The following is a 24,346-nucleotide window of genomic DNA, read 5'->3' as shown; positions in this document are numbered from 1 at the left end:
CTACATAAATCGAAAGTTCTAATAGTCGGGTTGATAGGTGGAGATTGTCATGAAAAAAATAGCGGTCCTCGGCAGTACCGGTTCTATCGGCACGCAGACGCTGGATGTCATTGCCCGCCAGCCCGAGGATTTCGAGGTCGTGGGCTTGGCGGCGGGACATAACGTCGATCTGCTGCTGGAGCAAGTCCGCCAATTCAAGCCGAAATGGGTTTCCGCGGCGAACGCGGCTTTGGCCGACCGGATTCGTTCGGAAGTTCCCGCAGGCGTTAAGGTCGTTCATGGAGAAGCGGGCTTAATCGAAATCGCCGGCCAATCCGGTGCCGATTATGTCGTATGCGCGTTAGTCGGAAGCTTAGGACTGACTTCGACCCTTGCGGCTATCGAGGCCGGAGCGGATATCGGTCTTGCCAATAAGGAGACTTTGGTAACGGCAGGCCATTTGGTTATGCGGAGGGCGAAAGAAAAAGGCGTGTCGATCTTGCCGGTCGACAGCGAGCATTCCGCCATCTTCCAATGCTTGAACGGAGAAAACCGCAAAGCGGTCAAGCGGATTCTATTGACGGCGTCCGGAGGAAGCTTCCGCGACCTCGGGCGCGATCAACTGAAAAACGTGACCGTAGCGGACGCGCTTAAGCACCCGAATTGGAGCATGGGAGCGAAGGTGACGATCGACTCGGCGACTATGGCGAACAAAGGGCTGGAGGTTATCGAAGCCCATTGGCTGTTCGATTTGCCCTATGATCGGATCGATGTCGTCCTTCACCCGGAAAGCATCATCCACTCGATGGTGGAATTCGCCGATACGAGCGTGATGGCGCAGCTCGGGAACCCGGATATGCGAGTTCCGATCCAATATGCGCTTACCTATCCTGAACGCAAAGCGTCCCCGGCTTCGCCTCTTGATCTGTTGACGACGGGAGCTCTGCATTTTCGAAAGATGGACTTCGAACGGTATCCTTGTCTGAGATTGGCTTATGAAGCAGGTCGCGAGGGCGGAACTTCGACCACCGTGTTCAACGCGGCTAACGAAATCGCCGTCGCTCGATTCCTTAAGGGAGAAATCTCCTTCCTGGCCATCGAGGACAGAATCGAGAAAGTATTATCGAAACACGTCTCCATTGCTTCGCCAAGCTTGGAAGCCATTCTGGAGACGGATGCATGGGCGCGGATCGAAGCTGCTGCCATAGAATAAAGGGCAAGGTTGTATTCTCTTGTAACGGCTCGGAGAATAATGTTAATCTAAGATCAGCCGTTCGCGGTACAAAAGGGGTTGGAAAGATGGAAAATATACAGGTCGCTTTGCTGACCGTGCTTATGTTCTTCTTGTTGGTCTCGCTGCATGAATGGGGGCACTACTATTTCGCTCGCCGGGCGGGGATCTTGGTGCGCGAGTTCGCGATCGGATTCGGGCCTAAGCTATTTTCCATCAAACGCGGGGAAACTCGATATACCTTGCGATTGCTTCCCATCGGCGGATTCGTGAGGATGGCGGGCGAAGATCCCGAGGTGGTCGAAGTTCAGCCTGGACAAACCTTATCGGTAAGAGTGAACAAAGAGAATGTCGTTACTCGCCTTTATCTGGATCGCTTGGATGAGCGTTCGGGCGTCATGCGCGGAGAAGTGAAATCGCTGGATCTGGAGAGAGACTTATTCATCTCATTGGACGTCGATGGAGAGCTCGAACGGTATTCCGTGCATCCGCAGGCGCTTATCATCGCGCGGGGCAGGGAGACGCAGATCGCGCCGATCGACCGTCAATTCGGGCACAAACCGGTGGGTAAGCGCGCGTTAGCCATTTTCGCCGGTCCCGTTATGAATTTTCTGCTGGCTTTCGTTCTTTTTGGCATTTACTTGCTGCAAGTCGGCGTTCCCCTTGAAAACTCGTCCAAAGTTTTTATTTCCAAGGTGCTTCCCGACACGCCGGCCGAGCAGTCCGGCTTGATCGATGGTGACTGGGTCAGGTCCATTAACGGCGTAGCTATCGGCGGAGATGTCGAGAAATTCAGAGAGCAGATCAATGCATCCGCTGGCAAGCCGATGAATTGGATCGTCGACCGTAACGGCGTCGAAGTTCCGATTAAAGTGACGCCGGCCGAAGATGGCAAAATCGGCGTCTATCCATCGGGGGAAATGCGCAATCCAACCGCAAGCGAGACGCTTAGCTTCGCGAGTACTTCTATGGTCGAGATGACCGAACGAATATTCGAGGGCTTCCGAAAGTTAATTCGGGATTTCAATCTGAACGATATCGGAGGGCCTGTCAAGACGACGCAATATACCGTCGAGATCGCTCGGGAAGGCGTTGACCAGCTTACGTTCTGGGCGGCAATATTAAGCTTGTATTTGGGGATTTTTAACCTGCTGCCGATTCCGGCGCTCGACGGAAGCCGGTTGCTGTTCCTCGGGATAGAGGCGGTGCGGGGGAAACCGATCGATCCGAACCGCGAAAGCATGGTCCATTTGGTCGGGTTCGCCATGCTCATGCTGCTCATGATCGTGGTCACTTATAACGATATCGTAGGATTAGTAAGAAATTAAGCCGATTAAAGCGTTTCGTAAGAAACGCACATCGTAAGCATAAGCTAGGAGTTGGAGGGCCACAATGTCGAAGGATAAAGGATTCGTAACGGAAATAACGCCGCAGAGCGAGGATTTCTCGCGCTGGTACATCGACGTAATCAAGAAAGCGGAATTAATGGATTATTCCCCTGTCAGGGGTTGCATTGTATTTCGTCCCGACGGTTATGAACTGTGGGAGAACATGCAAAGAGAGCTGGACCAACGTTTCAAGGACACGGGACACCGCAACGCCTACTTCCCGTTATTCATTCCGGAGAGCTTCTTCATGAAAGAGAAGGAGCACGTCGAAGGGTTTAACCCGGAGCTGCCGTTCGTTACCGAAGCGGGCGGGGAACAGCTCGAGGAAAAACTGGCGATTCGTCCGACGTCCGAAACGATGTTCGGGCACATGTACGCGAAGTGGATCAACTCCTATCGCGATCTGCCTCTGCTCATTAACCAATGGGCGAACGTCGTACGCTGGGAGAAGAGAACTTTGCCGTTCCTGCGGACTAGCGAATTCCTCTGGCAAGAAGGCCACACCGCGCATGAGGACGAGGCGGATGCCCGCAAAGAAACGATGCAGATGCTCGACGTCTATACCGATTTCGTCCAGAACGTATTGGCGATTCCGGTCATTAAAGGGCAGAAGACGCCTTCCGAACGTTTCGCGGGCGCGGTAGACACGTACTCGATCGAAGCGATGATGAAGGACGGCCGCGCCGTACAAGCGGGAACGTCCCATTACCTCGGCACGAAGTTCGCCGTTGCCTTCGATATCAAATTTTTGGATCGCGAGAATACGCAGCAATTTTGCCATACGACCTCTTGGGGAGTCAGTACCCGCCTGATCGGCGCGCTCATCATGGTCCACGGCGACGACCGCGGCCTTGTGCTGCCTCCGAAAGTGGCGGCGACCCAAGTCGTTATGATTCCGATCGGTCCTCCTAAGACGCGTGAAGTCGTCATCGGCAAGACGGACGAACTGTATGCCCAGTTAAAGGCCGCTGGCATTCGCGTTCGCGTAGACGACCGCGCCGACGTATCCCCGGGCTGGAAGTTCAACGAATACGAGATGCGCGGCATTCCGATTCGTCTGGAGCTCGGACCGCGCGACTTGGAGAACGGCCAGTGCGTGCTCGTCTCCCGCGTCAGCGGCGAGAAGAAATCGGTATCGCTGGACAACCTCGTTGCGGAGGTTCAAGCGTTACTGGCGCAGATTCACGAAGATATGTTCAATCGCGCGCTTTCCTTCCAGCAAGAAAACTTCTTCTCCGTCGAGACTTTGGATGAATACAAAGCCGCGATGGAAGAGAAGAGAGGGTTCGCGCTGGCAGGCTGGTGCGGTTCGGACGCTTGCGAGAAGCAGGTGAAGGAAGAAACGGGCGCTACGAGCCGGAATATCCCGTTCGAGCCTGCGGAGCAAAAGTCCAAATGTCTCGTGTGCGGCGATGAAGCGACACACACGGTAGTATTTGCTAGAGCTTACTAATTAGTATGCGAGAGGACCTCAAAACCCGCTTCAAGCGGGGATTGGGGTCCTTTTTGGAAAGAGCGCTATGCAAAGGAGCAACCAACGATGACGAGTATATTGATCGTGGACGATGATTCTAACATTCGCAAGTTGATCGCTTTATATTTAAGAAACGAAGGATTCGAAACGATCGAGGCGGGCGATGGCGTTCAGGCACTGAACAGCATGGAGCGGGAGCCCGCCGATCTTATCATTATCGATATTATGATGCCGAACATGGACGGATGGGAACTGTGCAAAGAGATTCGCTCCCGGTTTCCGGAAGCGCCGTTCATGATGGTAACCGCGCAAGGAGAATCCGAGCAGAAGGCGAAAGCGTTCCGGCTCGGAACCGATGATTACGTGGTCAAGCCGTTCGATCCGGTGGAACTGGTGTTCCGGGTCAAAGCTTTACTAAAGCGTTATCGGATATCGACTTCTCGGATCGTTAGGCTGGGCGAGGTCGTGCTGGACCGCGGATCTAACAAAGTTTTTCGCGGAAACGAAGAATTGATATTGCCTAATAAGGAGTTTCTTTTACTGTTCATGCTTGGAAGCTATCCGGGGCAAATCTTGACCCGTGAGCAGCTGATCACGGAAATTTGGGGGATGGACTACGAAGGAGATGACCGTACGGTAGATGTTCATGTGAAACGCATTCGCGAACGGTTCTCCGGCGACGAGCGTCACTTTCGAATTGCGACCGTTCGCAGTCTCGGTTATCGGCTTGAGGTATCGAAATGACCCGCACATTGTACTTCCGTGTCGTGCTAACGTTTCTTGCGGCTGTGGTCGCGGGAATGACTATCGCGGTGTTGCTTGGAATGTTGTTCTTCGAGAAGGAACTCGACGAGACGGGTCAACGGGACTTGCTGGCAGCAGGCAGAGAGATCGTACAAGTATACGGGCGGACGATTCCAACCGAGATGGACTCGTTCATGGCAAGTATGGCCAAGTTAAGCTCATACGATCTAGATTTATATGCGACGAATGGTTCTCATCAATATTATCCCTATGAATCCGGTCGGCTTCGACAATCCGATATCCGCATGGAAGCCGTACAATTTGTACGGAACGGCAACGTGTATCTTTCGACCGCTCAAGATAGCGAAACGTTAGTCGGTCTGCCGTTTCCAATAGGAGATGACCATCTCGCATTATTCGTATCCCCGTCCGCCAAAAACGAAACAGCCATTCTCAGGCTGCTAGGCGCCATTTTGTTTATCGCGCTTGCGATCGGCGGTCTATTCGTTCTCTTGGGCGCGAAGTATATCGTTAAACCGATTAAAGCGTTGACGTTAGCGACGAAAAAGATCGCGAACGGCGAATACGACATCGCGCTCGACGCGAATCGTAAGGATGAGCTCGGTACGCTCGCCCGAAGCTTTACCGAAATGACGGTCGGCCTTCGACAACTGGAGAACATGCGTAAAGAATTTGTTTCTAATGTTTCCCATGAAATTCAGTCGCCGCTAACGTCCATCTCGGGTTTTGCCAAAGCTCTGAAGGACAAGCGCCTCGTTCCGGAAGAGGAACGCGAACAAGTGCTGGAAATCATTATCGCGGAAAGCGGACGTCTATCCAAATTAGGCGACCATCTGCTGAAACTCGCCTCGCTCGAGTCCGAGCGCCATCCTCTTGAGCTTGAACATTATCGGCTCGATGAGCAGCTTCGACAATTGGTTGTCACGAGCGAGCCTCAGTTGTTCGCCAAGAACATTCGTATCGACTTGGAACTTCCGCGAGGTTCTTGTTCTATCTCGGCCGACCGAGAGCTGCTGAGCCAAGTATGGCTTAACCTTCTCGGCAACGCCGTTAAGTTCACGCCGGACGGCGGTCGCATATGGATTCGGCTACAAATTGATCCAGGATCGGGCGGTTATATCGTTACGATTCGGGATTCCGGCGTCGGTATAGCTTCCGAGCATCTCGGGCGAATATTCGAGCGTTTCTATAAGGGCGATGCTTCCAGAAGCGACGGCGGAAACGGTCTTGGGCTCGCGATCGTTCATAAAATCGTCTCCCTCCACGGAGGAAGAGTCGAAATGGATAGTCTCGTTAAGCAAGGAACGACGGTAACCGTACAGCTCCCTCGGACATTTCCTAACGAAACGAAAAAATAGATGCAGTTCACGCTCCGTTCATATTTCTCTCTTATGCTACGTTTTGTACCGCGCGGACAGAGAAAAAGCAAACAGAGGTGAACGGATAAATGAGTTTTATCGGCACAATTGATTCGATAAAGTGGCTTACCGGCTACACCGTATTCCTTATTACACTCCAGTTGTTTGTGTTGCTTCGTTATGCATGGCCGATCCATAAACAGGTTAGAGCGTTCGATTTCGTCTCGGGTGCGGGTGTTCTAGTTGCACTCGCAAGTTTGTTAATCGCCGGGGACGATTCTCTTCCCGCCCTTGTCCTCTATGGGCTGACAGTCTTACAGTTTCTGTTCACGCTCCAAAGGTTAATTCAACGGAAACGACCATGGCTTCCTTCCCGCAAGCCGTTCATTCGAGTCGCTCGAATCGCCGTCGGGTTGCTAGGAGTCATCCCTATCTTATTATCGCTTATGTATGCAGGGGTGTTGCGGTACAATCCGACCAGCGAATTCGGCAAGCTCGGTTACGCTGATGCGTTCGTCCGGATGAACGATAGACTATCGCGCGAATATCCGTTCGGCGAATGGAAAAATATCGATTGGCGAGCATTGCGGAGCAAATACGAACCGATCTTCGCGAAAGCGGACCAAGACTCGGACGAAGCTGCATATTACCGGACGCTGCGAGAATACTTGTTTTCGTTCAAGGACGGGCACGTAAAAATCGCAAACGATAACGTCTACGAAGGCAATGTCCACTTCTATGATTCGGTCGGCGGGGGCTTCGGCATCGGCGTCGTCAAGCTGGATAGCGGGAAAGTGTTTGTCAGCTTTGTTATACCGGGCAGTCCGGCAGACCTGAGCGGTATGAAACCGGGGGCGGAAATGGTCAGTTGGAACGGCATGACAGCGGAAGAAGCATTCGAACGCACTTTTTGGAGCGATACGTTTTCGGCTACGATCGAGGCGATTGCCGTGAATAAAGGTCGTTTTATGACGCGGGCCAAAGTCGGTGCTCCCGTACAAGTGCAATATCGCAATCGGGGAGAAGCATCGATCATTGCGACGAAGCTAACGGCTTACGACGACGGATTCGAGACGTTGAAACGAACGAAACCAAAGCTAACCGAAGCTGATTTGAAAGCATCCCCCGTAGAAAGCCGATGGCTTGACAACGGGATCGGCTATGTCAAAATTAAGCATCTGTTATCAAGTCCGGGGGTTATTTCTCCGACTAAGAGCGTTGGGGAAGCGATTCGAGGTTTTTTGGAGAAGCGGGCAAAAGGTTTGATCGTCGATTTAAGGAACAATCCCGGCGGCGAAGATCAAATGGCCGCCGACATCGCCGCATTTTTCGTTCAAGAGCGGCAACATTACGAAACGGTCAGTTATTACAATCGGAACTCGGGACGTTTCGAGATCAACCGGAATGAAATCATTAACGTTATCCCAAGGGAACCTTATTATGGCGGTAAAATCGCGATTCTGATCAACGATCGTACGGGCAGCTCGGCAGAAGGCATTCCGTTGGCGCTGGACGGGTTACCCAACGTTACGGTCATCGGTTTCACGCCATCCGCGGCATCCTTCGGCATCATGAGCAGCCCCATCGAAATCGAACTGCCCGGAAATATTATCGTAAATTTCCCTGACGGCAGATCGCTTGACGAGAAGGGGCGAATTCAAGGAGATTCCGACGGTTCGGGCATCGGGGGAGCGATTCCCGACATTCGAATTCCGCTTAATGAAGACACTTTTCGAGAACGTTATCTGGAAGGCCGCGACGTTGAATTGCAGAGCGCAATCGAAGCGTTAAGCAGGTGAATCGCGAGCATAAATCTACGAATGCGGTCGAGATTATGTATTGCTCGCATATGGTCATTCAGGTAGAATAATAGAAAGCGTAACGTTAGCTTCTGATTGAAGACGGTTTACGGATGCACGCCGCACCGGACCTTTTTCACGGAAGCTTTTATATTTACCGGGTAAGTGGGACAAGAGAGGGATGTGGGGATGCAGCCGACGGAAGACGGACGTAAACGGTTCGAGGTGCTTCTGCAGCAAGCGGAGCTGCCGACCGAGTGGCTAGGGCAACATTTTCGGGACGGACGGATCGAGAAGGTGGAAATTAGCCGTTCCAGCAAGGAATGGACGATATATATCGGCAAAGATGCTTTGCTACCGAAAACCATCTATTCCGGGTTTACGGAGAGGATTAGGGCCAAACTAGGTCATATCGCGCAAATAAAAATCGTCCTAAACTACGGTCAATCGATTACGACGGACCAAATCGTACAGGAATATTGGCCGGCGTTCGTCGATTGGATGCAGCAGGAGATCGCATCCGTTAACGGCTGGCTCGCGAAAGCGGACGTCGGCGTAGAAGGCGATATTCTGACGATAACGTTGCTGAACGATACGAATTTGGGCTTGGCCAAGAAAAAAGAAATCGACGTGTTTACGGCGCGTTTTTTCGAGGAACGGTTTCAACGCGCTTGCCGGGTAAAGCTAACGGTCGGAGAAACGAAGCCGGAAACTTATACCGAGTTCACTCAGAAAATCGAACAGGAAAACCGCGAAGCCATCGAGCAGCTGATGGCCAGCGTGAGGGAGGAAGCTCCGCCGGAAGAAGCCGGCGAAGCTCCGCAGGTGTTGGCGCATGGCCATGAAATCAAGGATCCGGCCGTGCCGATCCAGGAAATCCGCGAGGAAGAGAAGAAGGTAACCGTTCAAGGCGTTATCTTCGGGCTGGAGACGAAGGAGCTTAGAACGGGGAGCACGCTGTTCCAATGCTCGATTACGGACTTCTCCGATTCGTTATCGATCAAAATTTTCGGCAAGAACAAAGAGGACGTTAAGATGCTCAGCCTGCTGGCCAACGGCAAGTGGGTAAAAATGCGGGGCAAGATCGAATACGATCGTTTCCTTAATCCGCCCGAGCTCGTCATGTTTCCGAACGATATTCGCGAGATCTTGGCGCCGCCGGAGCCGAAGGATACGGCCGAGGAGAAGCGGGTGGAATTCCATCTGCATACGACGATGAGCACGATGGATGCGGTCACTCCCGTGGACACTTATATTAAGACGGCAGCGAAATGGGGACATAAAGCAATCGCCGTGACCGATCACGCGAACGTCCAATGTTTTCCGGATGCCGCGAAAGCCGGCAAGAAACACGGAATTAAAGTGATGTTCGGCGTAGAAGCGAACGTGGTCAACGATGCCGTGCCGATGGTCATTCAACCGAGGGAACAAAGCCTGGCCGACGCCGAATACGTGGTGTTCGATATCGAGACGACCGGTTTGTCGGTTACGGACAATAAGATTATAGAGCTAGCGGGCATTAAGATGGTGAACGGTCAGGAAACCGGAAGGTTCGAGACGTTCATTAACCCGCATGAACCGATTCCCTATAATATCCAGCAGTTAACGAATATAACGGACGATATGGTGAAGGATGCGCCCGAGCTGGAGCCGAAGCTGAAAGAATTCATCGCCTTTATAGGCGATGCCGTTCTCGTGGCGCATAACGCGAGGTTCGACGTCGGGTTCATGCAGGAAGCTTGCAAGCAACACGGGTTGCCGCCGCTGACCAATCCGGCATTAGACACGCTGGAGTTAGCGAGATTCCTGCATCCGACAATGAAAAACCATAGATTGAACACGCTCGCTGCCCTGTACAAGGTATCTCTGGAAAATCACCATAGAGCGATTGACGATACGATCGCGTTGGGCGGCATACTGACCGGTTTGCTGAAAGACGCGACGGCAAGAGGCGTAACGGAGCTGCACACGCTGAATGAGGTTAACGAGAACAGCTGGAAGACGACTCGTCCGTTCCATTGCGGTATTTACGCGCTCAACGCAATCGGCAAGAAAAACTTGTTCAAGCTCATTTCTCTGTCCCATACGGATTATCTCAATCGCGTCGCTTGCATTCCGAAGAGCAAGCTGATCGAGCTTCGCGAAGGGCTGCTCGTCATCTCCGGCTGCGAGAAAGGCGAATTGTTCGAGACGGTGCTGAACAAGTCGCAGGAAGAAGCCGAAGAAGTGGCCGCGTTCTACGACGTGCTCGAGATTCAGCCGTTAGACTTCTACTTGCACTTGCTGGACAAAGGGTTGGTCGCCAGCCGCAGCGCGCTGGAAGAAGCGCTTCGTCGTATTTGCCGCATCGGAGAGAAGCTGACGAAGCCGGTAATCGCAACCGGCAACGTTCATTACCTCGTTCCCCGCGAGAAAATATTTCGAGATATTACGATTCACGGCATTACCGGATTCAGCCCGCTCAAGGACCAACGCAAGCCGGACGCCCATTTCCGCACGACAGCGGAAATGTTGGAGGCATTCCAATTCCTTGGCGCGGACAAAGCCTACGAGGTCGTCGTGAAAAACACGTCGGAGCTGGCGGACCGTTTCGAGGAAATCAAGATGTTCCCGGACGAGCTGTTTACGCCGATTATCGAAGGCGCGGATGACGAAATCCGCAACACTTGTTACGAGACGGCGAAGAGCCTGTACGGAGACAATCTTCCTCAGGTCGTCATCGACAGGCTGGAGAAGGAATTGGTGCCGATCATTAAGTACGGCTTCTCTGCGAACTATTTGATCTCGGAACGGCTCGTTAAGAAATCGAACCAGGACGGATATCTAGTCGGATCAAGGGGTTCCGTCGGTTCATCGGTCGTCGCGACGTTCCTCGGCATTTCCGAAGTTAATCCTTTGCCGGCGCACTACTTGTGCCGCAACCCGGAATGCAAACATAGCGAATGGTTTCTGGACGGAAGCATACCGAGCGGCTTCGACTTGCCGGATAAAGCTTGTCCGCACTGCTCCACGATCATGCGCGGCGAAGGACAGGACATCCCGTTCGAGACGTTCCTTGGGTTCAAGGGGGATAAAGTTCCCGATATCGATTTGAACTTCTCGGGGGAATACCAGCCGAACGCGCATAACTATACGAAGGTGCTATTCGGAGAGAAGAGCGTATTCCGGGCAGGTACGATCGGTACGGTTGCCGAGAAAACCGCATTCGGGTTCGCGAAGAAGTACGAGGAAGAGCACGGCAAATCTTGGCGCGGCGCCGAACTGAACCGCTTGGCGTCAGGCTGTACGGGCGTTAAGCGCAGCACCGGCCAGCATCCGGGCGGTATCGTCGTCGTACCGGACTATATGGAAGTAGAGGATATCACGCCGGTGCAATTCCCGGCGGATGACAAAAACTCGGAATGGAAAACGACCCATTTCGATTATCACGCCTTCGACGCGAACTTGCTTAAGCTCGATATTCTCGGGCACGATGATCCGACGATGATGCGGATGCTGCAGGATTTGACGGGAGTGGATCCGACGACGATTCCGATGAACGACCCGAAAGTCATGAGCATGTTCAATTCCGTAGAGGCGCTCGGCGTAAGTCCGCAGCAAATTCGTTCGCCGGTCGCCACGTTCGGCGTGCCGAGATGGGAACCCGGTTCGTAAGGCAGATGCTCGAGGAGACTAGGCCGGCTTCCTTCGCCGATCTGCTGCAAATCTCGGGTCTGTCCCACGGAACGGGCGTATGGCTAGGCAATGCGCAAGAGCTGATCAAGAACAACACTTGTACGATCAAGACCGTAATCGGTTGCCGGGACGATATTATGTTGTTTCTTATTTATAAAGCAGGCATGGACGCGTCGCTCGCGTTCAAAATTACGGAGAGCGTGCGGAAGGGCAAAGGGCTCACTCCGGAGTGGATCGAGGAAATGAAGCAGTGCAAGGTGCCGCAATGGTATATCGACTCCTGCCTGCGGATCGAATACATGTTTCCGAAAGCGCATGCCGCCGCGTATGTTATTTCAGCGGTTAGAACCGCCTATTTCAAACTGTATTATCCCATTCAATACTATGCGACTTACTATTCCGTTCGCGCGGCCGATTTCGATGTCGAGTTGTTCTGCCAAGGGTATGACGCCATCTTGAAAATGCTTCTTGAAATAGAAGAGAAGGGTTTCCAAGCGACGACGAAAGAGAAAAACATGATCTCGATTCTGGAAATGGGTCTTGAAATGACGGCTCGCGGATTTAAGTTCAAATCGGTCGATCTGTACCGGTCGGAAGCGACCCGCTTCATCATCGACGGAGATAGCCTGATTCCTCCGTTCGGAGCGATCGCCGGAGTCGGGGAGAATGCGGCGCGCAACATCGCGGCATCCCGGGCGGACGGAGATTTCTTGTCGATCGAGGACTTCCAGCAACGGTCGAAAGCAAGTAAAACGATCGTCGAGGTGTTGACCGGATTAGGTGCTTTCCGAGGGCTCCCGGAATCCAATCAGCTCATGCTGTTCTAAGGATGAGAGTGCCGCGGGCGCAGGAAAGTTGTGGTTGCCAGCGGCTTTAAGGTTATGTTATATTAATTTTGGTAATCATGTGGATATCACTGTCTGCAGAAGAGTGGGGAAACCCACTCTTTCCGTTTTGTCTGCGGGTCTTTACGGTTATCAAAGACTGCAGGAATCCATTTGGAGCATCGGAGGTAAACCCTATTGAATTCAGCGCAAATCAAATCCATCGTGGAAAACTTCGCGAACTCCTATCTAGAGGAGAACGAGTTGGAACTGGTGGACGTGGAATACGTGAAGGAAGGAAGCAACTGGTTTTTGCGCATATACGTGGATAAGGAAGGCGGCATCGATATCGACGATTGCGGCCGCGTTTCCGAATTCGTAAGCGCGAAGCTGGATGAGCTGGATCCGATCGAAGAAGCGTATTTCCTGGAAGTAAGCTCCCCCGGAGCGGAAAGGCCGCTTAAGAAGGCCGACGACATAACGAAATCCGTAGGCAAGCATGTGTTCGTCACGACCTACGAGAAGATTGACGGAGCCAAAGAGTTTGAAGGAAGGTTGGACGAGTTCGACGGCACGACGTTGATCGTGGCGGTCGGACGCCGCAAACATGCCATTCCTTACGATAAAGTGGCTTCCGCAAGGTTGGCCATTGTTTTCTAATATTTAATTACAGTGAGAGCGAATCGCCGAAACCTAAACGATACGGCGGCTTCGCGTATAATGAGGAGGAATCAATCTAGTCATGAGCATGGAGTTTATCGAAGCGCTGTCCGAAATCGAGCGCGAGAAGGGCATTAGCAAAGACGTCCTGATCGAGGCTATCGAAGCGGCACTTATCTCCAGCTACAAGCGTAACTTTAATACAGCTCAGAACGTTCGCGTCGATATCAACCGGACAACGGGGCAAATTAAAGTTTATGCTCGTAAGACGATCGTGGAAGAAGTGCTTGATCCGCGCATGGAGATTTCGGTGGAAGCGGCACGGGCAATCAATCCGCATTATCAGTTGGACGATATCGCCGAAATCGAAGTAACGCCGCGCGACTTCGGCCGAATCGCCGCCCAAACGGCGAAGCAAGTCGTCACGCAACGGATTCGCGAAGCAGAACGCGGACTCATTTATCATGCTTTCGTAGATAAAGAGCAAGATATCGTTACGGGTATCGTGCAACGTATGGATTTGCGCAATTTATACGTCGATCTGGGCAAAGTGGAAGCGGCGTTGCCGCTGACCGAACTCATGCCGACCGACAAGTTCAAGCAGGGCGATCGCGTTAAATCGTTCATTACGAAAGTGGAGAACACGAGCAAAGGCCCGCAAATCATTCTTTCCCGTACTCACCCGGGATTGCTGAAGCGGTTGTTCGAGCTTGAAGTGCCGGAAATCTTCGACGGCACGGTAGAGATTCGTTCGGTAGCGCGCGAAGCGGGCTTCCGTTCCAAGATCGCCGTCTATTCCCGCAATGAGGAAGTAGATCCGGTAGGTTCCTGCGTCGGACAACGCGGCATTCGCGTTCAGTCGATCGTGACGGAGCTTAAAGGCGAGAAAATCGATATCGTGAGATGGTCGGAATCTATAGATGAGTACGTCGCGAATGCGTTGAGCCCGTCTAAAGTATTGGAAGTGCTCGTATTCGAATCCGAGAAGATGGCTCGGGTCATCGTTCCGGATTATCAGCTTTCCCTGGCGATCGGCATTAAAGGCCAGAACGCCCGTCTGGCCGCGAAGCTGACGGGATGGAAAATCGATATCAAGAGCGAAACGCAGGCCGAACAAGAATACGGCCGTCCGAAATCGACCGGAGCTACGATGCATCAGGACAGCGTATCCATCGACTAAGTTTTCGCTTACGAGGCGCGTTTCTTACGAAACGCTGGGAGGGATCGCCTTGAGACCTAGAAAGATACCGCAGCGCAAATGCGTCGCCTGTCAGCAAATGATGGCGAAGAAGGAATTGATACGGATCGTTCGTTCGCCGCAAGGGGAAATCCAGATCGATCTAAGCGGCAAAAAGCCCGGACGCGGCGCTTATTTATGCGGCAAAGTCGCATGCTTTAAACTGGCAAAAAAGTCTAAAGCATTCGAACGCGCCTTGAAGACGCCGGTAGACGTGGAGATATATGACCGTCTGGAATCCGATTTCATTCAAGTGGAAGAGGAGTTTCAGGCTAACAAGGAGCATGCTCACGAAGATGACGAAGGGGAATAAGGTTTTATCCCGATTGGGATTGGCGACGAGAGCCGGCAAGCTGATCAGCGGCGAAGAAGTCGTGCTCAAAGCGATTAGATCGGGTGAAGCTAAACTTGTCTTGCTCGCGGGCGATGCTTCGGACAATACGACCAAGAAGATTAAGGATAAATGCAATAGTTACGAAGTTCCATTGTTAGTTGGTTTTACCCGATTTGAACTGGGCTCTGCAGTAGGCAAACCCGAGCGCGTGCTGTTCGCGGTCACGGATCGAGGATTCGCCGATATGCTAGCCGCCGGTTGGGGTCATCACTCGGAGGTGGAGAATATTGAGTAAACAAGATAGTACGGATAACAAGGAAAAGTTAAGGGTTTACGAATATGCCAAACAGCTTAACATGAGCAGCAAAGAGATCATTACGATATTGAAAAGACAGAACATGCCTGTCAACAACCATATGAGCGTTATGGAAGACGGCATGACCGGAGCGGTCGAGAAATTCTTCCGCGATATCAAAGCGAATGCCGCGGCGAAAATGGCTCAAGCTTCTAAGCCCGCAACGGCACCTGCATCCGATCGTCGTCCGCAAGAGGGAGATCAGGCTTCTTCGGCTGCGCCGGCTGCGAACAGTCAAGCTCCGAAGCAAGCGCGTCCAACTGCTCCTGCACCGACGCCTGCGGCAGGGGCTCCTCAAGTGGCGCAAACTTCCGCGGCGCCCGTTTCTTCGGAACCGGCATCTGCTCCTACGGCAAATACGGCACCGGCACCTACGCCAGCAGCGCCTGCAGCGCCAACGGGCTCTAGTTCCGCTCCATCGCAAGGAAATGCGCCTCGCCCGCAAGGCCAAGGCGGATACAACCACGCGATGGCGGCAACTCGCCCGCAAGGCTCGAACGGCAGGATACAACCGCGGTGGCAGGCCAACCTCCCTCAAAGGGTCAAGGCGATACAAGCCGCGATGGCGGCAATCGCCCGCAAGGCCAAGGCGGATACAACCGCGATGGCGGCAACCGTCCGCAAGGTGGCCAAGGCGGATATAGCAGCGGCGGCAACCGTCCACAGGGCGGTCAAGGCGGATACAACAGCGGCGGCAACCGTCCACAAGGCGGCGGTCAAGGCGGATACAGCAGCGGAGGCAACCGTCCACAAGGCGGCGGTCAAGGCGGATATAGCAGCGGCGGCAACCGTCCGCAAGGCGGCGGTCAAGGCGGATACAGCAGCGGCGGCAACCGTCCACAAGGCGGCGGCCAAGGCGGATATAGCAGCGGCGGCAATCGCCCGCAAGGCGGCGGTCAAGGCGGATACAGCAGCGGCGGCAACCGTCCACAGGGCGGTCAAGGCGGATACAGCAGCGGTAGCCGTCCGCAAGGCGGCGGTTTCGGCGGTGGCGTAAGCAGCGCCGCAACTAGCCGTCCGGGCCAAGGCGTTGGCGCTGGACGCAGTCCGGCTCCTTCCGCTGCCGGAGCTCGCGGAGGACGTCCGGGAGACAAAGGTCGTCCGGGAGACAGTGATTTCAATCGCGGAGCAGGCGGCCCGGGTGCCGCTGGCAAACGCAAAGAAAACAATAGTCGCTTCGATGATGGCAGAACGAACTTCAGAGGCCCTAAAGGCAAAGGCGGCAAAAACGCGCGCAAGAACGCTCAGCCGCCGCGGGAGAAAATCGACAACACGCCTAAGAAGGTTATCGTTCGCGGTAACATGACCGTCGGCGAATTGGCTAAATTGCTCCATAAAGATGCTTCCGAGGTCATTAAGAAGCTATTGTTAATGGGCGTTATGGCGACGATTAACCAAGATCTTGACTTAGACACCGTACTGCTTGTAATCGGAGAGTATGGCGTTGAAGTCGAAGTGAAAATCGTTGTGGAAGATACCCAATTCGAAACGATCGAAGAAAACGACGATCCGGATGCTTTGATTTCCCGTCCTCCTGTTGTTACGATTATGGGTCACGTCGACCATGGTAAAACAACTTTGCTCGATGCGATCCGCGAAACGAAGGTTGCTATCGGCGAAGCGGGCGGAATTACGCAGCACATCGGCGCGTACCAAGTCGAAATCAACGGCAAGAAAATTTCCTTCCTCGATACGCCTGGTCACGAAGCGTTCACGACTATGCGTGCTCGCGGAGCTCAAGTAACCGACATTACGATTCTCGTCGTAGCCGCGGATGACGGCGTTATGCCTCAGACCGTCGAAGCGATCGCTCATGCGAAAGCAGCTAACGTGCCGATTATCGTTGCCGTTAATAAAATCGACAAGCCGGGCGCTAATCCGGATAAAGTGAAGCAAGAATTGACAGAATACGGTCTTGTTCAAGAAGAGTGGGGCGGAGATACGATCTTCGTCGAAGTGTCCGCGAAACAACGGATTAACCTTGACGGTCTTCTTGAAATGATTCTTCTCGTTGCCGAAGTCAACGACTACAAAGCGAACCCGGACAAGAGAGCCCGCGGTACCGTTATGGAAGCCGAGCTCGACAAAGGGAAAGGACCCGTTGCCCGGATTCTCGTACAGAACGGTACGCTTAAAGTGGGCGACGCCTTCGTAGCGGGCGACTGCTTCGGACGTATTCGCGCCATGACGAACGATCGCGGTCGTCGCATCAAGGAAGCGGGTCCTTCGACACCGGTGGAAATTACCGGTTTGACCGAAGTTCCGCAAGCCGGCGATCCGTTCATGGTGTTCGAAGACGAACGCAAAGCGCGTGAAATCGCCGACAAGCGTTCGATCAAGACGCGTCAATCTCAGATGAAAGCCAACCAAACGGTTACGCTGGAAGATCTGTTCAGCAAAATCAAGGAAGGCGACATCAAGGAGCTTAACGTTATCCTTAAAGCCGACGTTCAAGGTTCTCTTGAAGCACTCAAGGGCTCGCTCGAGAAAATCGAGATCGAAGGCGTTCGCGTACGGACGATCTACAGCGGCGTAGGTGCGATTACGGAGTCGGATATTATTCTGGCTTCCGCTTCTTCCGCGATTGTCGTCGGGTTCAACGTTCGACCTGAACCGCGCGCTCAAGGTATCGCCGAGCAAGAGAAAGTCGACGTTCGTCTGCATTCGATCATCTACAAAGTAATCGAGGAGATCGAATACGCCATGAAAGGTATGCTCGATCCGGTATTCAAGGAAAGAGTAACCGGACATGCGGAAGTGCGCGAGACTTTCAAAGTAACTAAAGTCGGTACGATCGCAGGGTGTATGGTCACGGACGGCAAGATCGCCCGCAACTCCGAAGCTCGCCTTACTCGCGGAGGAATCGTTGTCTACACGGGCAAAATCGATTCCCTCAAAAGATTCAAGGATGATGCGAAGGAAGTTTCCGAAGGCTATGAATGCGGAATTACGCTGGATAAATTCAATGACTTACAGCAAGGCGACATTATCGAAGCCTTCGTGATGGAGTCCGTAGAGCGCTAATAATAGCAAGCAAGGTGGGATCTGAATGGCCAAATTTCGTGTCGGACGGGTCGGCGAACAGATTAAGAAGGAGATCAGCTCCATTATCCAGACGGAGCTGAAAGATCCTCGCATCGGTTTCATCACCGTAACCGGAGTAGACGTTACCAACGATCTGTCGCTCGCAAGAGTGTATCTAAGCATCCTGGGAAGCGAAGAACAGAAGGAAGAGACGCTTAAAGCGATCGGGCGCGCGAACGGATTTTTGCGCTCGGAGCTGGGACGTCGGGTGAAACTGCGCCATACGCCGGTAATGGAGTTCCGATTCGACAGCTCCATCGCTTACGGCAGTCATATTGAATCGCTGTTAGCGAAAATTAACAAAGATTCTATGGAGTCTTAGAAGTAGCTAGGGGGAATAAGCATGTGGGCCAAGGATTTGAAGGAAGCGGCCGCTTTCATTCGTGAAAGAGACGATTTCCTTATCGTTTCTCATGTGCAGCCCGATGGCGATGCGATAAGCTCAACGGTTGCCACTGGCTGGCTACTGGAGAAGCTGGGCAAGAAATATACGATGCTGAATGAAGGCCCCGTGCCTTCTCGGCTTCATTATTTATGGAAAAGCTCCGAGATCCATACTTTGGCGGGAGAAGGGAATGCCATTTCCCGGCAATATCGCAACGTCATTTGCGTGGATTGCGCCGATTACGGACGAGTAGGCAAAACCAATGCATGGTTTGCCCCGGACGCAGAGCTGTTGAATATCGATCATCACCCTACCAATGACGGTTATGGCCTCGTGAACTTAATGAAGTTCCACGCGGCCGCAACCGCCGAAATATTGTTCGAGCTAATCGACGAGCTGGGATTGCAATTGGATGTAGAAGTTGCCACGGCGATCTATACCGGATTGTTAACCGATACCGGAGGATTCCGCTATTCCAATACAAGCCCGTTAGTCATGGCGATGGCTTCGCGGTTGTTGGAGGCCGGAGTTAACGGTCCTGAGCTGGCGGAACATTTGCTGGAACGCATGACGACGGGACAACTCCGAATTATTCAACGCGGATTGTCCCGGCTTTCCTTTAGCGAGGATCAAAAAATCGCATGGGTGTGGGTGAATTCGGAAGATTTAGAGGAATCCGGAGCGACGAACGAGGATTTGGAAGGTTTGGTTAATTATCCGAGGAACGTCGAAGGGGTAGAGGTCGGGATGCTTTTCAAGCAGAACGGCCAAGAGTCGGTTAAAGTAAGCATGCGGTCGGCCGGGCGGGTTAACGTTGCCGCGGTCGCCCAGCATTTCGGGGGCGGCGGACATGTCCGCGCCGCAGGCTGTAGGCTGACGGAACCTTTGCCCGAAGTTATTAATCAAGTGGTCGCATACGTTCAGAAAGCGTTGGATGACGAATGAAACAACGGACCGAACAAAATTGGGACGGCGTATTGGCGATTTGGAAGCCCGCGGGCTGGACGTCGCACGATGTCGTAGCCAAAGCGAGAGGGTTGCTGCGGGAACGAAGGATCGGTCATACGGGAACGCTAGATCCCGCCGTAACGGGAGTGCTTCCTCTTTGCATTGGACGTTCCACCCGATTCGTCGAGTATTTGCAAGAGCTGCCTAAGACCTACCGCGCAACATTGCGATTCGGGATCGCGACGGACACGGAAGACCTAAGCGGCAATGTCATCGAGCAGAAGGATGCTTCGTTTCTCACGGGACCGATGATGATCGAATCCGCTTTGTCCTTCATAGGGGAAATCGATCAGATCCCGCCGATGGTTTCGGCCGTCAAAGTCAACGGTCAACGACTTTACGACTTGGCGAGACAAGGAATTACGGTTGAACGATCATCCAGGCGAGTTCGAATCTATGAAATCGATATCCTGAACGTGGTGGAGGGAGAAGCGCCGGAGCTGACTTTCTCCGTCACTTGTTCCAAAGGCACTTACATACGCACGTTATGCGTGGATATCGGGCGTAAGCTTGGCGTTCCCGCAGTGATGTCGGAGCTCGTGCGTACGGAAAGCGCGGGAATTAAACAAGAGCATTGCGTGACTCTAGAGCAGATCCCCGTTTTACTTGAACAAGGGGTTTTGAAAGAGAAGCTGTTGGTTCCCGATGCGTTGCTGACTACGATTCCCGCCGCTACCGCAGCTTATCCGGAATCTTTGCATGCGCTTCAGGGAAAGAGGATTGGAGCCGCAAGTCTGCAACCTCCGCCCGGCAACGCAGGTTTATTGAAGCTATACCGGTCAGACGGGGTATTTCTCGGGCTGTTCTCTGTCGACGAGAGTAGGGAAACGGTGCGTCCGGTAAAAGTGTTTCACACTTCGGAGGGCCAGTTAAGCGACAGTCAGTCCGATTAAGCAGGAGGGCATCAAGTGGAACGGTTTGATCTATCAGTTGCGAACGTAACGGGAGCTCTCCCTGAAGGAGCAATAAAAGAACGTGGGATATCGCTCGCGATCGGTTTTTTTGACGGGGTACACTTAGGCCATCAAGAGGTCGTTCGTCAAGCGGTTGCTTTGGCGCGGGAACAGGGGCTTGTGCCTGCCGTAATGACCTTCGACCCGCATCCCAGAGTCGTGTTGGGGCATGGTTCGCAATATCAAACGGTGCTTACGCCGCTTACGGACAAGCTAAGCTTGTTATCCGAACTTGGCGTCGAAGCGGCTTACATTATCCGGTTCGATCGTTCATTCTCCGAGGTGACGGCCGAGCAGTTCGTTAAGACGTTGATTAACCCGCTTAACGTTAAAGCGACGACGATAGGCTTCGATTTCGCTTTCGGGCACAGGGGCGAAGGCAACGCCGAAACGCTTAGGCTTCACGGAACGGGAGACGCTCAGGTTCAGGTCGTTCCTCCTGTGTTCCTAGAGGGGAACAAAGTTAGCAGCACCCGAATTCGCGATCGGCTGGCAGAGGGCGCTTCCCGTGAAGCAACCGAACTGCTGGGACGCCCGTATGTTATCAAGGGCGAAGTCGTCCATGGCGACGCTAGAGGCCGTTTGCTTGGATTTCCTACCGCGAATTTGTCGCCTGAGCAATCCTACGTGATTCCGCGTTCGGGAGTTTATGCGATTCATATCGACGTATTATCGAACTCGGGCGTTAGCGAAGGCCGTTACAATGGGGTGCTTAACGTTGGTTACAGGCCGACGTTCGACGCGCCGGGCGGCGCGCTTAAGCTGGAAGCTCATCTGTTCGATTTTGCAGGGGATTTGTACGGCAGGCAATTGGCGCTGACTTTCCATACGTTCCTGCGCGCGGAGAAAAAGTTCGAATCCATCGATCAGCTTGTGGCGCAAATCTCAAGCGATTCCGGGCGGGCCAGAGAAATTTTTTCCGTTATTGTTCAAGATTAAGAGGCGCTTTGTACGATGTAAGGCTGACTTTCTGCTACATTGGCATTGTATATGAGTCTAACAATATGCTATACTGTAACACGTTGCTGTCAGATGAGGCATCTCGCTGAATACGCACAAACGAACCTTAGCTTGGCAAAGCGTGCTCACCGACGTCTGCTAGGTTAACGGCGATTCTAATGAAGGAGGTGAACAAGGATGGCATTGACACAAGAACGCAAACAAGAATTGATCGAAGAGCATAAGACGCATGCTACGGACACGGGTTCCCCGGAAGTCCAAATCGCTATCCTTACGCAGAACATCAACAATCTGACGAATCACTTTAGGGAGCACAAGAAAGATCACCACTCCCGCCGTGGTCTGCTCAAGATGGTTGGTCAACGTCGTAAGCTGCTGGCATATTTGAAAAACAAAGATGTTAGCCGGTATAGTGCCCTGATTGCAAAATTGGGACTTCGCCGTTAATTTGTTACCCGCACGAAAGCAACCTGGCCACGCCGAATGGGGCTCAACGCCCATTTCGGCATCAGGTTGCTTTTTCCCATATAAGGGATAACAATCCTAACCGAACGATGCCTAAGCTGCGTGCCGGCAGGAAATAATGGGAAGAGTGTCGAATGTACATAAAGTTATTTACCCCATTTCGAACGGCTGCGAGCGAATAGATTGGCGAATAGCCTAGTTCGGTTTGGAAGAAGTGACGAGGTAAGCTCGCACTAGAGGAGGGAATTCGTTTGGAACAACGCGTGGAAATGCAGCTTGGAGGTCGGACGTTTGCTTTAGAGACGGGCCGATTGGCTAAGCAAGCTAACGGAGCGGTAGTCGTACGCTACGGAGATACGGTGGTTCTATCCACTGTTACGGCTTCCAATGAGCCGAAAGATCTTGATTTTTTTCCGCTTACTGTTAACTATGAAGAACGGTTATATGCGGTAGGTAAAATTCCCGGGGGCTTTATCAAACGGGAAGGGCGTCCAAGCGAGAAAGCGATTCTCGCTAGCCGGTTGACGGATCGTCCGATTCGTCCTCTATTCTCCGAAGGCTTCAGGAACGATGTGCAAATCGTGAATCTCGTGCTGAGCGTCGATCAAGATTGCTCGCCGGAAATCGCTGCCATGATCGGTACTTCCGCAGCTCTGTCGATCTCCAACGTTCCGTTCAACGGTCCTGTTGGCGGCGTAATCGTCGGACGCATCGATGGCAAATTCATCGTGAACCCAACGCAAGAGCAAGAAGAGATTACGGACATGTACGTTGTCGTAGCGGGTACGCGCGATGCGATCATGATGGTTGAAGCGGAAGCGAACGAAGTATCCGAGACGGATATGCTGGAAGCGATCATGTTCGGCCACGACGAAATCAAGAAAATCGTGGATACGATCGACCAACTGGTTGCCGTTGCCGGACAACCGAAAATGGAAGTTAAGCTGCATAGCGTGGATGCGGATGTTGAAGCCGAAGTTCAAGCTTATGCGCAAGCTCGTTTGGTACAAGCCGTCAGCATTTCCGAGAAGCATGCTCGTCAAGATGCCATCGACGCGATCAACGGCGAGACGGTCGAGCATTTCGGCAACGTTTATGCCGAGACGCCAAGCAAACTCAAAGATGTTAAAGAAGTGCTGTACGATATCGTGAAAAACGAAGTCCGTCGCTTGATTACGCATGACAAGGTACGCCCGGATGGTCGCGGATTAGCTGAAATCCGTCCGATTTCCAGCGATACCGCCATACTGCCGCGCACTCACGGCTCCGGTTTGTTTACTCGCGGCCAAACTCAAGCGCTTAGCGTTTGTACGCTCGGACCCCTTGGCGAAGTGCAGATCTTGGACGGGATCAGCCCGCAAGAATCGAAACGGTTCATGCACCACTACAACTTCCCGCCGTTTTCCGTCGGCGAGGCACGCCCGCTTCGTCCGCCAGGCCGTCGCGAAATTGGTCATGGAGCGTTAGGAGAGCGCGCGTTGCTAAAAGTGCTTCCGTCGGAAGCGGATTTCCCATACACGATTCGTTTGGTATCCGAGGTTCTCGAGTCGAACGGATCTACGTCCCAAGCGAGTATTTGCGCGAGTACGCTTGCGATGATGGATGCCGGCGTTCCGATTAAAGCTCCGGTTGCGGGTGTCGCGATGGGCTTGATCAAAGACGGCGATCACACTTCTATTCTGACGGACATCCAAGGAATGGAAGACCACCTTGGCGACATGGACTTTAAGGTCGCGGGAACGGCTGCCGGAATTACCGCAATCCAGATGGATATCAAGATCGACGGAATCGACCGTCAGATTCTTACCGATGCATTGGCGCAAGCCAAAGAAGGCCGATTGTTCATCTTGGGTAAAATGCTCGAAACGATCCAAGAGCCACGCAAACAATTGAGCAAATACGCTCCGAAAATTATTTCGCTCAAAATTCACCCGGACAAAATTCGGGATGTTATCGGATCCGGCGGAAAAATCATCAATAAAATTATTGAGGAAACCGGCGTGAAAATCGATATCGAGCAAGACGGTACCGTGTATATCGCTTCGACAGACGAAGCTGCGAACCAACGCGCCCGCGGCATCATCGAGGGGATCGTTAAAGAAGTCGTCGTCGGAGAAGTTTATACCGGAACGGTTAAACGGATCGAGAAATTCGGTTGCTTCGTCGAAATTCTGCCTAACAAAGACGGGTTAATCCATATTAGCCAACTAGCCAACGAGCGAGTGGCGAAAGTGGAAGACGTCGTGAATATCGGGGATCAAATCGAAGTTAAAGTAACCGAAATCGATAATATGGGACGCATCAACCTGTCCCGCAAAGCTTTACTGAATTCCGAGCAAGTTTCGGTATAAACTCGCATTACAAACGCATAAGATCGACAAAAGAGACTCCAACAAGACGGTCTCTTTTTGT

General features: G+C 52.8%; 17 protein-coding genes and 1 pseudogene. All 18 read left to right on the top strand.

Going from position 1 to position 24,346, the window contains the following annotated elements; all coding sequences use genetic code 11:
- The first annotated feature begins 49 nt into the window (after positions 1 to 49).
- The 18 genes and pseudogenes from FPL14_RS02160 to pnp all read left to right on the top strand — a co-directional run bounded on the left by FPL14_RS02160 (position 50) and on the right by pnp (position 24,285).
- Entirely contained in the window at positions 50 to 1,192 is a 1,143-nt protein-coding gene (locus FPL14_RS02160; protein WP_182301493.1) for a 1-deoxy-D-xylulose-5-phosphate reductoisomerase, read from the top strand.
- A gap of 86 nt (positions 1,193 to 1,278) precedes the next feature.
- A complete protein-coding gene (rseP, locus tag FPL14_RS02155; RefSeq protein ID WP_182301492.1) occupies positions 1,279 to 2,538 on the top strand; it encodes an RIP metalloprotease RseP in 1,260 nt (419 codons plus the stop codon).
- A gap of 64 nt (positions 2,539 to 2,602) precedes the next feature.
- Positions 2,603 to 4,051, top strand: coding sequence for a proline--tRNA ligase (gene proS, locus FPL14_RS02150; RefSeq protein WP_182301491.1), 1,449 nt, complete (start codon positions 2,603 to 2,605; stop codon positions 4,049 to 4,051).
- 87 nt (positions 4,052 to 4,138) lie between these two features.
- Positions 4,139 to 4,816, top strand: a complete 678-nt coding sequence (locus tag FPL14_RS02145; protein WP_182301490.1) for a response regulator transcription factor — start codon at positions 4,139 to 4,141, stop codon at positions 4,814 to 4,816.
- On the top strand, positions 4,813 to 6,195 hold the full coding sequence (locus tag FPL14_RS02140) for a sensor histidine kinase (protein WP_182301489.1): 1,383 nt from the start codon (positions 4,813 to 4,815) through the stop codon (positions 6,193 to 6,195). The genes FPL14_RS02145 and FPL14_RS02140 overlap by 4 nt, the downstream gene beginning before the upstream one ends.
- A gap of 89 nt (positions 6,196 to 6,284) precedes the next feature.
- Positions 6,285 to 7,994 carry a S41 family peptidase gene (locus FPL14_RS02135; RefSeq protein ID WP_182301488.1) on the top strand — a complete coding sequence of 570 codons (1,710 nt, stop codon included), beginning with the start codon at positions 6,285 to 6,287 and terminating at the stop codon, positions 7,992 to 7,994.
- 189 nt (positions 7,995 to 8,183) lie between these two features.
- Positions 8,184 to 12,496 (top strand): annotated as a pseudogene (locus FPL14_RS02130) (PolC-type DNA polymerase III).
- A 195-nt stretch (positions 12,497 to 12,691) separates the two neighbouring features.
- Positions 12,692 to 13,153 carry a ribosome maturation factor RimP gene (gene rimP / locus FPL14_RS02125; RefSeq protein ID WP_182301487.1) on the top strand — a complete coding sequence of 154 codons (462 nt, stop codon included), beginning with the start codon at positions 12,692 to 12,694 and terminating at the stop codon, positions 13,151 to 13,153.
- 82 nt (positions 13,154 to 13,235) lie between these two features.
- Complete coding sequence (gene nusA, locus FPL14_RS02120) at positions 13,236 to 14,333, top strand: transcription termination factor NusA (protein WP_182301486.1); 1,098 nt, start codon at positions 13,236 to 13,238, stop codon at positions 14,331 to 14,333.
- 49 nt (positions 14,334 to 14,382) lie between these two features.
- Positions 14,383 to 14,703, top strand: a complete 321-nt coding sequence (rnpM, locus tag FPL14_RS02115) for an RNase P modulator RnpM (RefSeq protein ID WP_182301485.1) — start codon at positions 14,383 to 14,385, stop codon at positions 14,701 to 14,703.
- Positions 14,687 to 15,019: a YlxQ family RNA-binding protein gene (locus FPL14_RS02110; protein WP_182301484.1), complete on the top strand. Its 333-nt coding sequence runs from the start codon at positions 14,687 to 14,689 to the stop codon at positions 15,017 to 15,019. Before rnpM ends, FPL14_RS02110 begins: the two co-directional genes overlap by 17 nt.
- Before the next feature lie 576 nt (positions 15,020 to 15,595).
- Positions 15,596 to 18,103: a translation initiation factor IF-2 gene (gene infB / locus FPL14_RS02100; RefSeq protein WP_182301483.1), complete on the top strand. Its 2,508-nt coding sequence runs from the start codon at positions 15,596 to 15,598 to the stop codon at positions 18,101 to 18,103.
- 25 nt (positions 18,104 to 18,128) lie between these two features.
- On the top strand, positions 18,129 to 18,485 hold the full coding sequence (gene rbfA, locus FPL14_RS02095; protein WP_182301482.1) for a 30S ribosome-binding factor RbfA: 357 nt from the start codon (positions 18,129 to 18,131) through the stop codon (positions 18,483 to 18,485).
- 15 nt (positions 18,486 to 18,500) lie between these two features.
- A complete protein-coding gene (locus FPL14_RS02090) occupies positions 18,501 to 19,493 on the top strand; it encodes a DHH family phosphoesterase (protein ID WP_182303812.1) in 993 nt (330 codons plus the stop codon).
- Complete coding sequence (truB, locus tag FPL14_RS02085; protein WP_182301481.1) at positions 19,490 to 20,449, top strand: tRNA pseudouridine(55) synthase TruB; 960 nt, start codon at positions 19,490 to 19,492, stop codon at positions 20,447 to 20,449. The genes FPL14_RS02090 and truB overlap by 4 nt, the downstream gene beginning before the upstream one ends.
- A gap of 15 nt (positions 20,450 to 20,464) precedes the next feature.
- Entirely contained in the window at positions 20,465 to 21,448 is a 984-nt protein-coding gene (locus FPL14_RS02080) for a bifunctional riboflavin kinase/FAD synthetase (RefSeq protein ID WP_182301480.1), read from the top strand.
- Between the two features lie 198 nt (positions 21,449 to 21,646).
- Positions 21,647 to 21,916 (top strand): 30S ribosomal protein S15, encoded by a 270-nt coding sequence (gene rpsO / locus FPL14_RS02075; RefSeq protein WP_135153228.1) that lies wholly within the window; start codon positions 21,647 to 21,649, stop codon positions 21,914 to 21,916.
- Between the two features lie 269 nt (positions 21,917 to 22,185).
- On the top strand, positions 22,186 to 24,285 hold the full coding sequence (pnp, locus tag FPL14_RS02070) for a polyribonucleotide nucleotidyltransferase (protein ID WP_182301479.1): 2,100 nt from the start codon (positions 22,186 to 22,188) through the stop codon (positions 24,283 to 24,285).
- Positions 24,286 to 24,346 lie beyond the last annotated feature (61 nt).

Source organism: Cohnella cholangitidis, from assembly GCF_014107495.1.
Lineage (GTDB): Bacteria > Bacillota > Bacilli > Paenibacillales > Paenibacillaceae > Cohnella > Cohnella cholangitidis.
The sequence above is the reverse complement of the archived record's forward strand: the minus strand, read 5'-3'. Positions and strand labels throughout refer to the sequence as shown.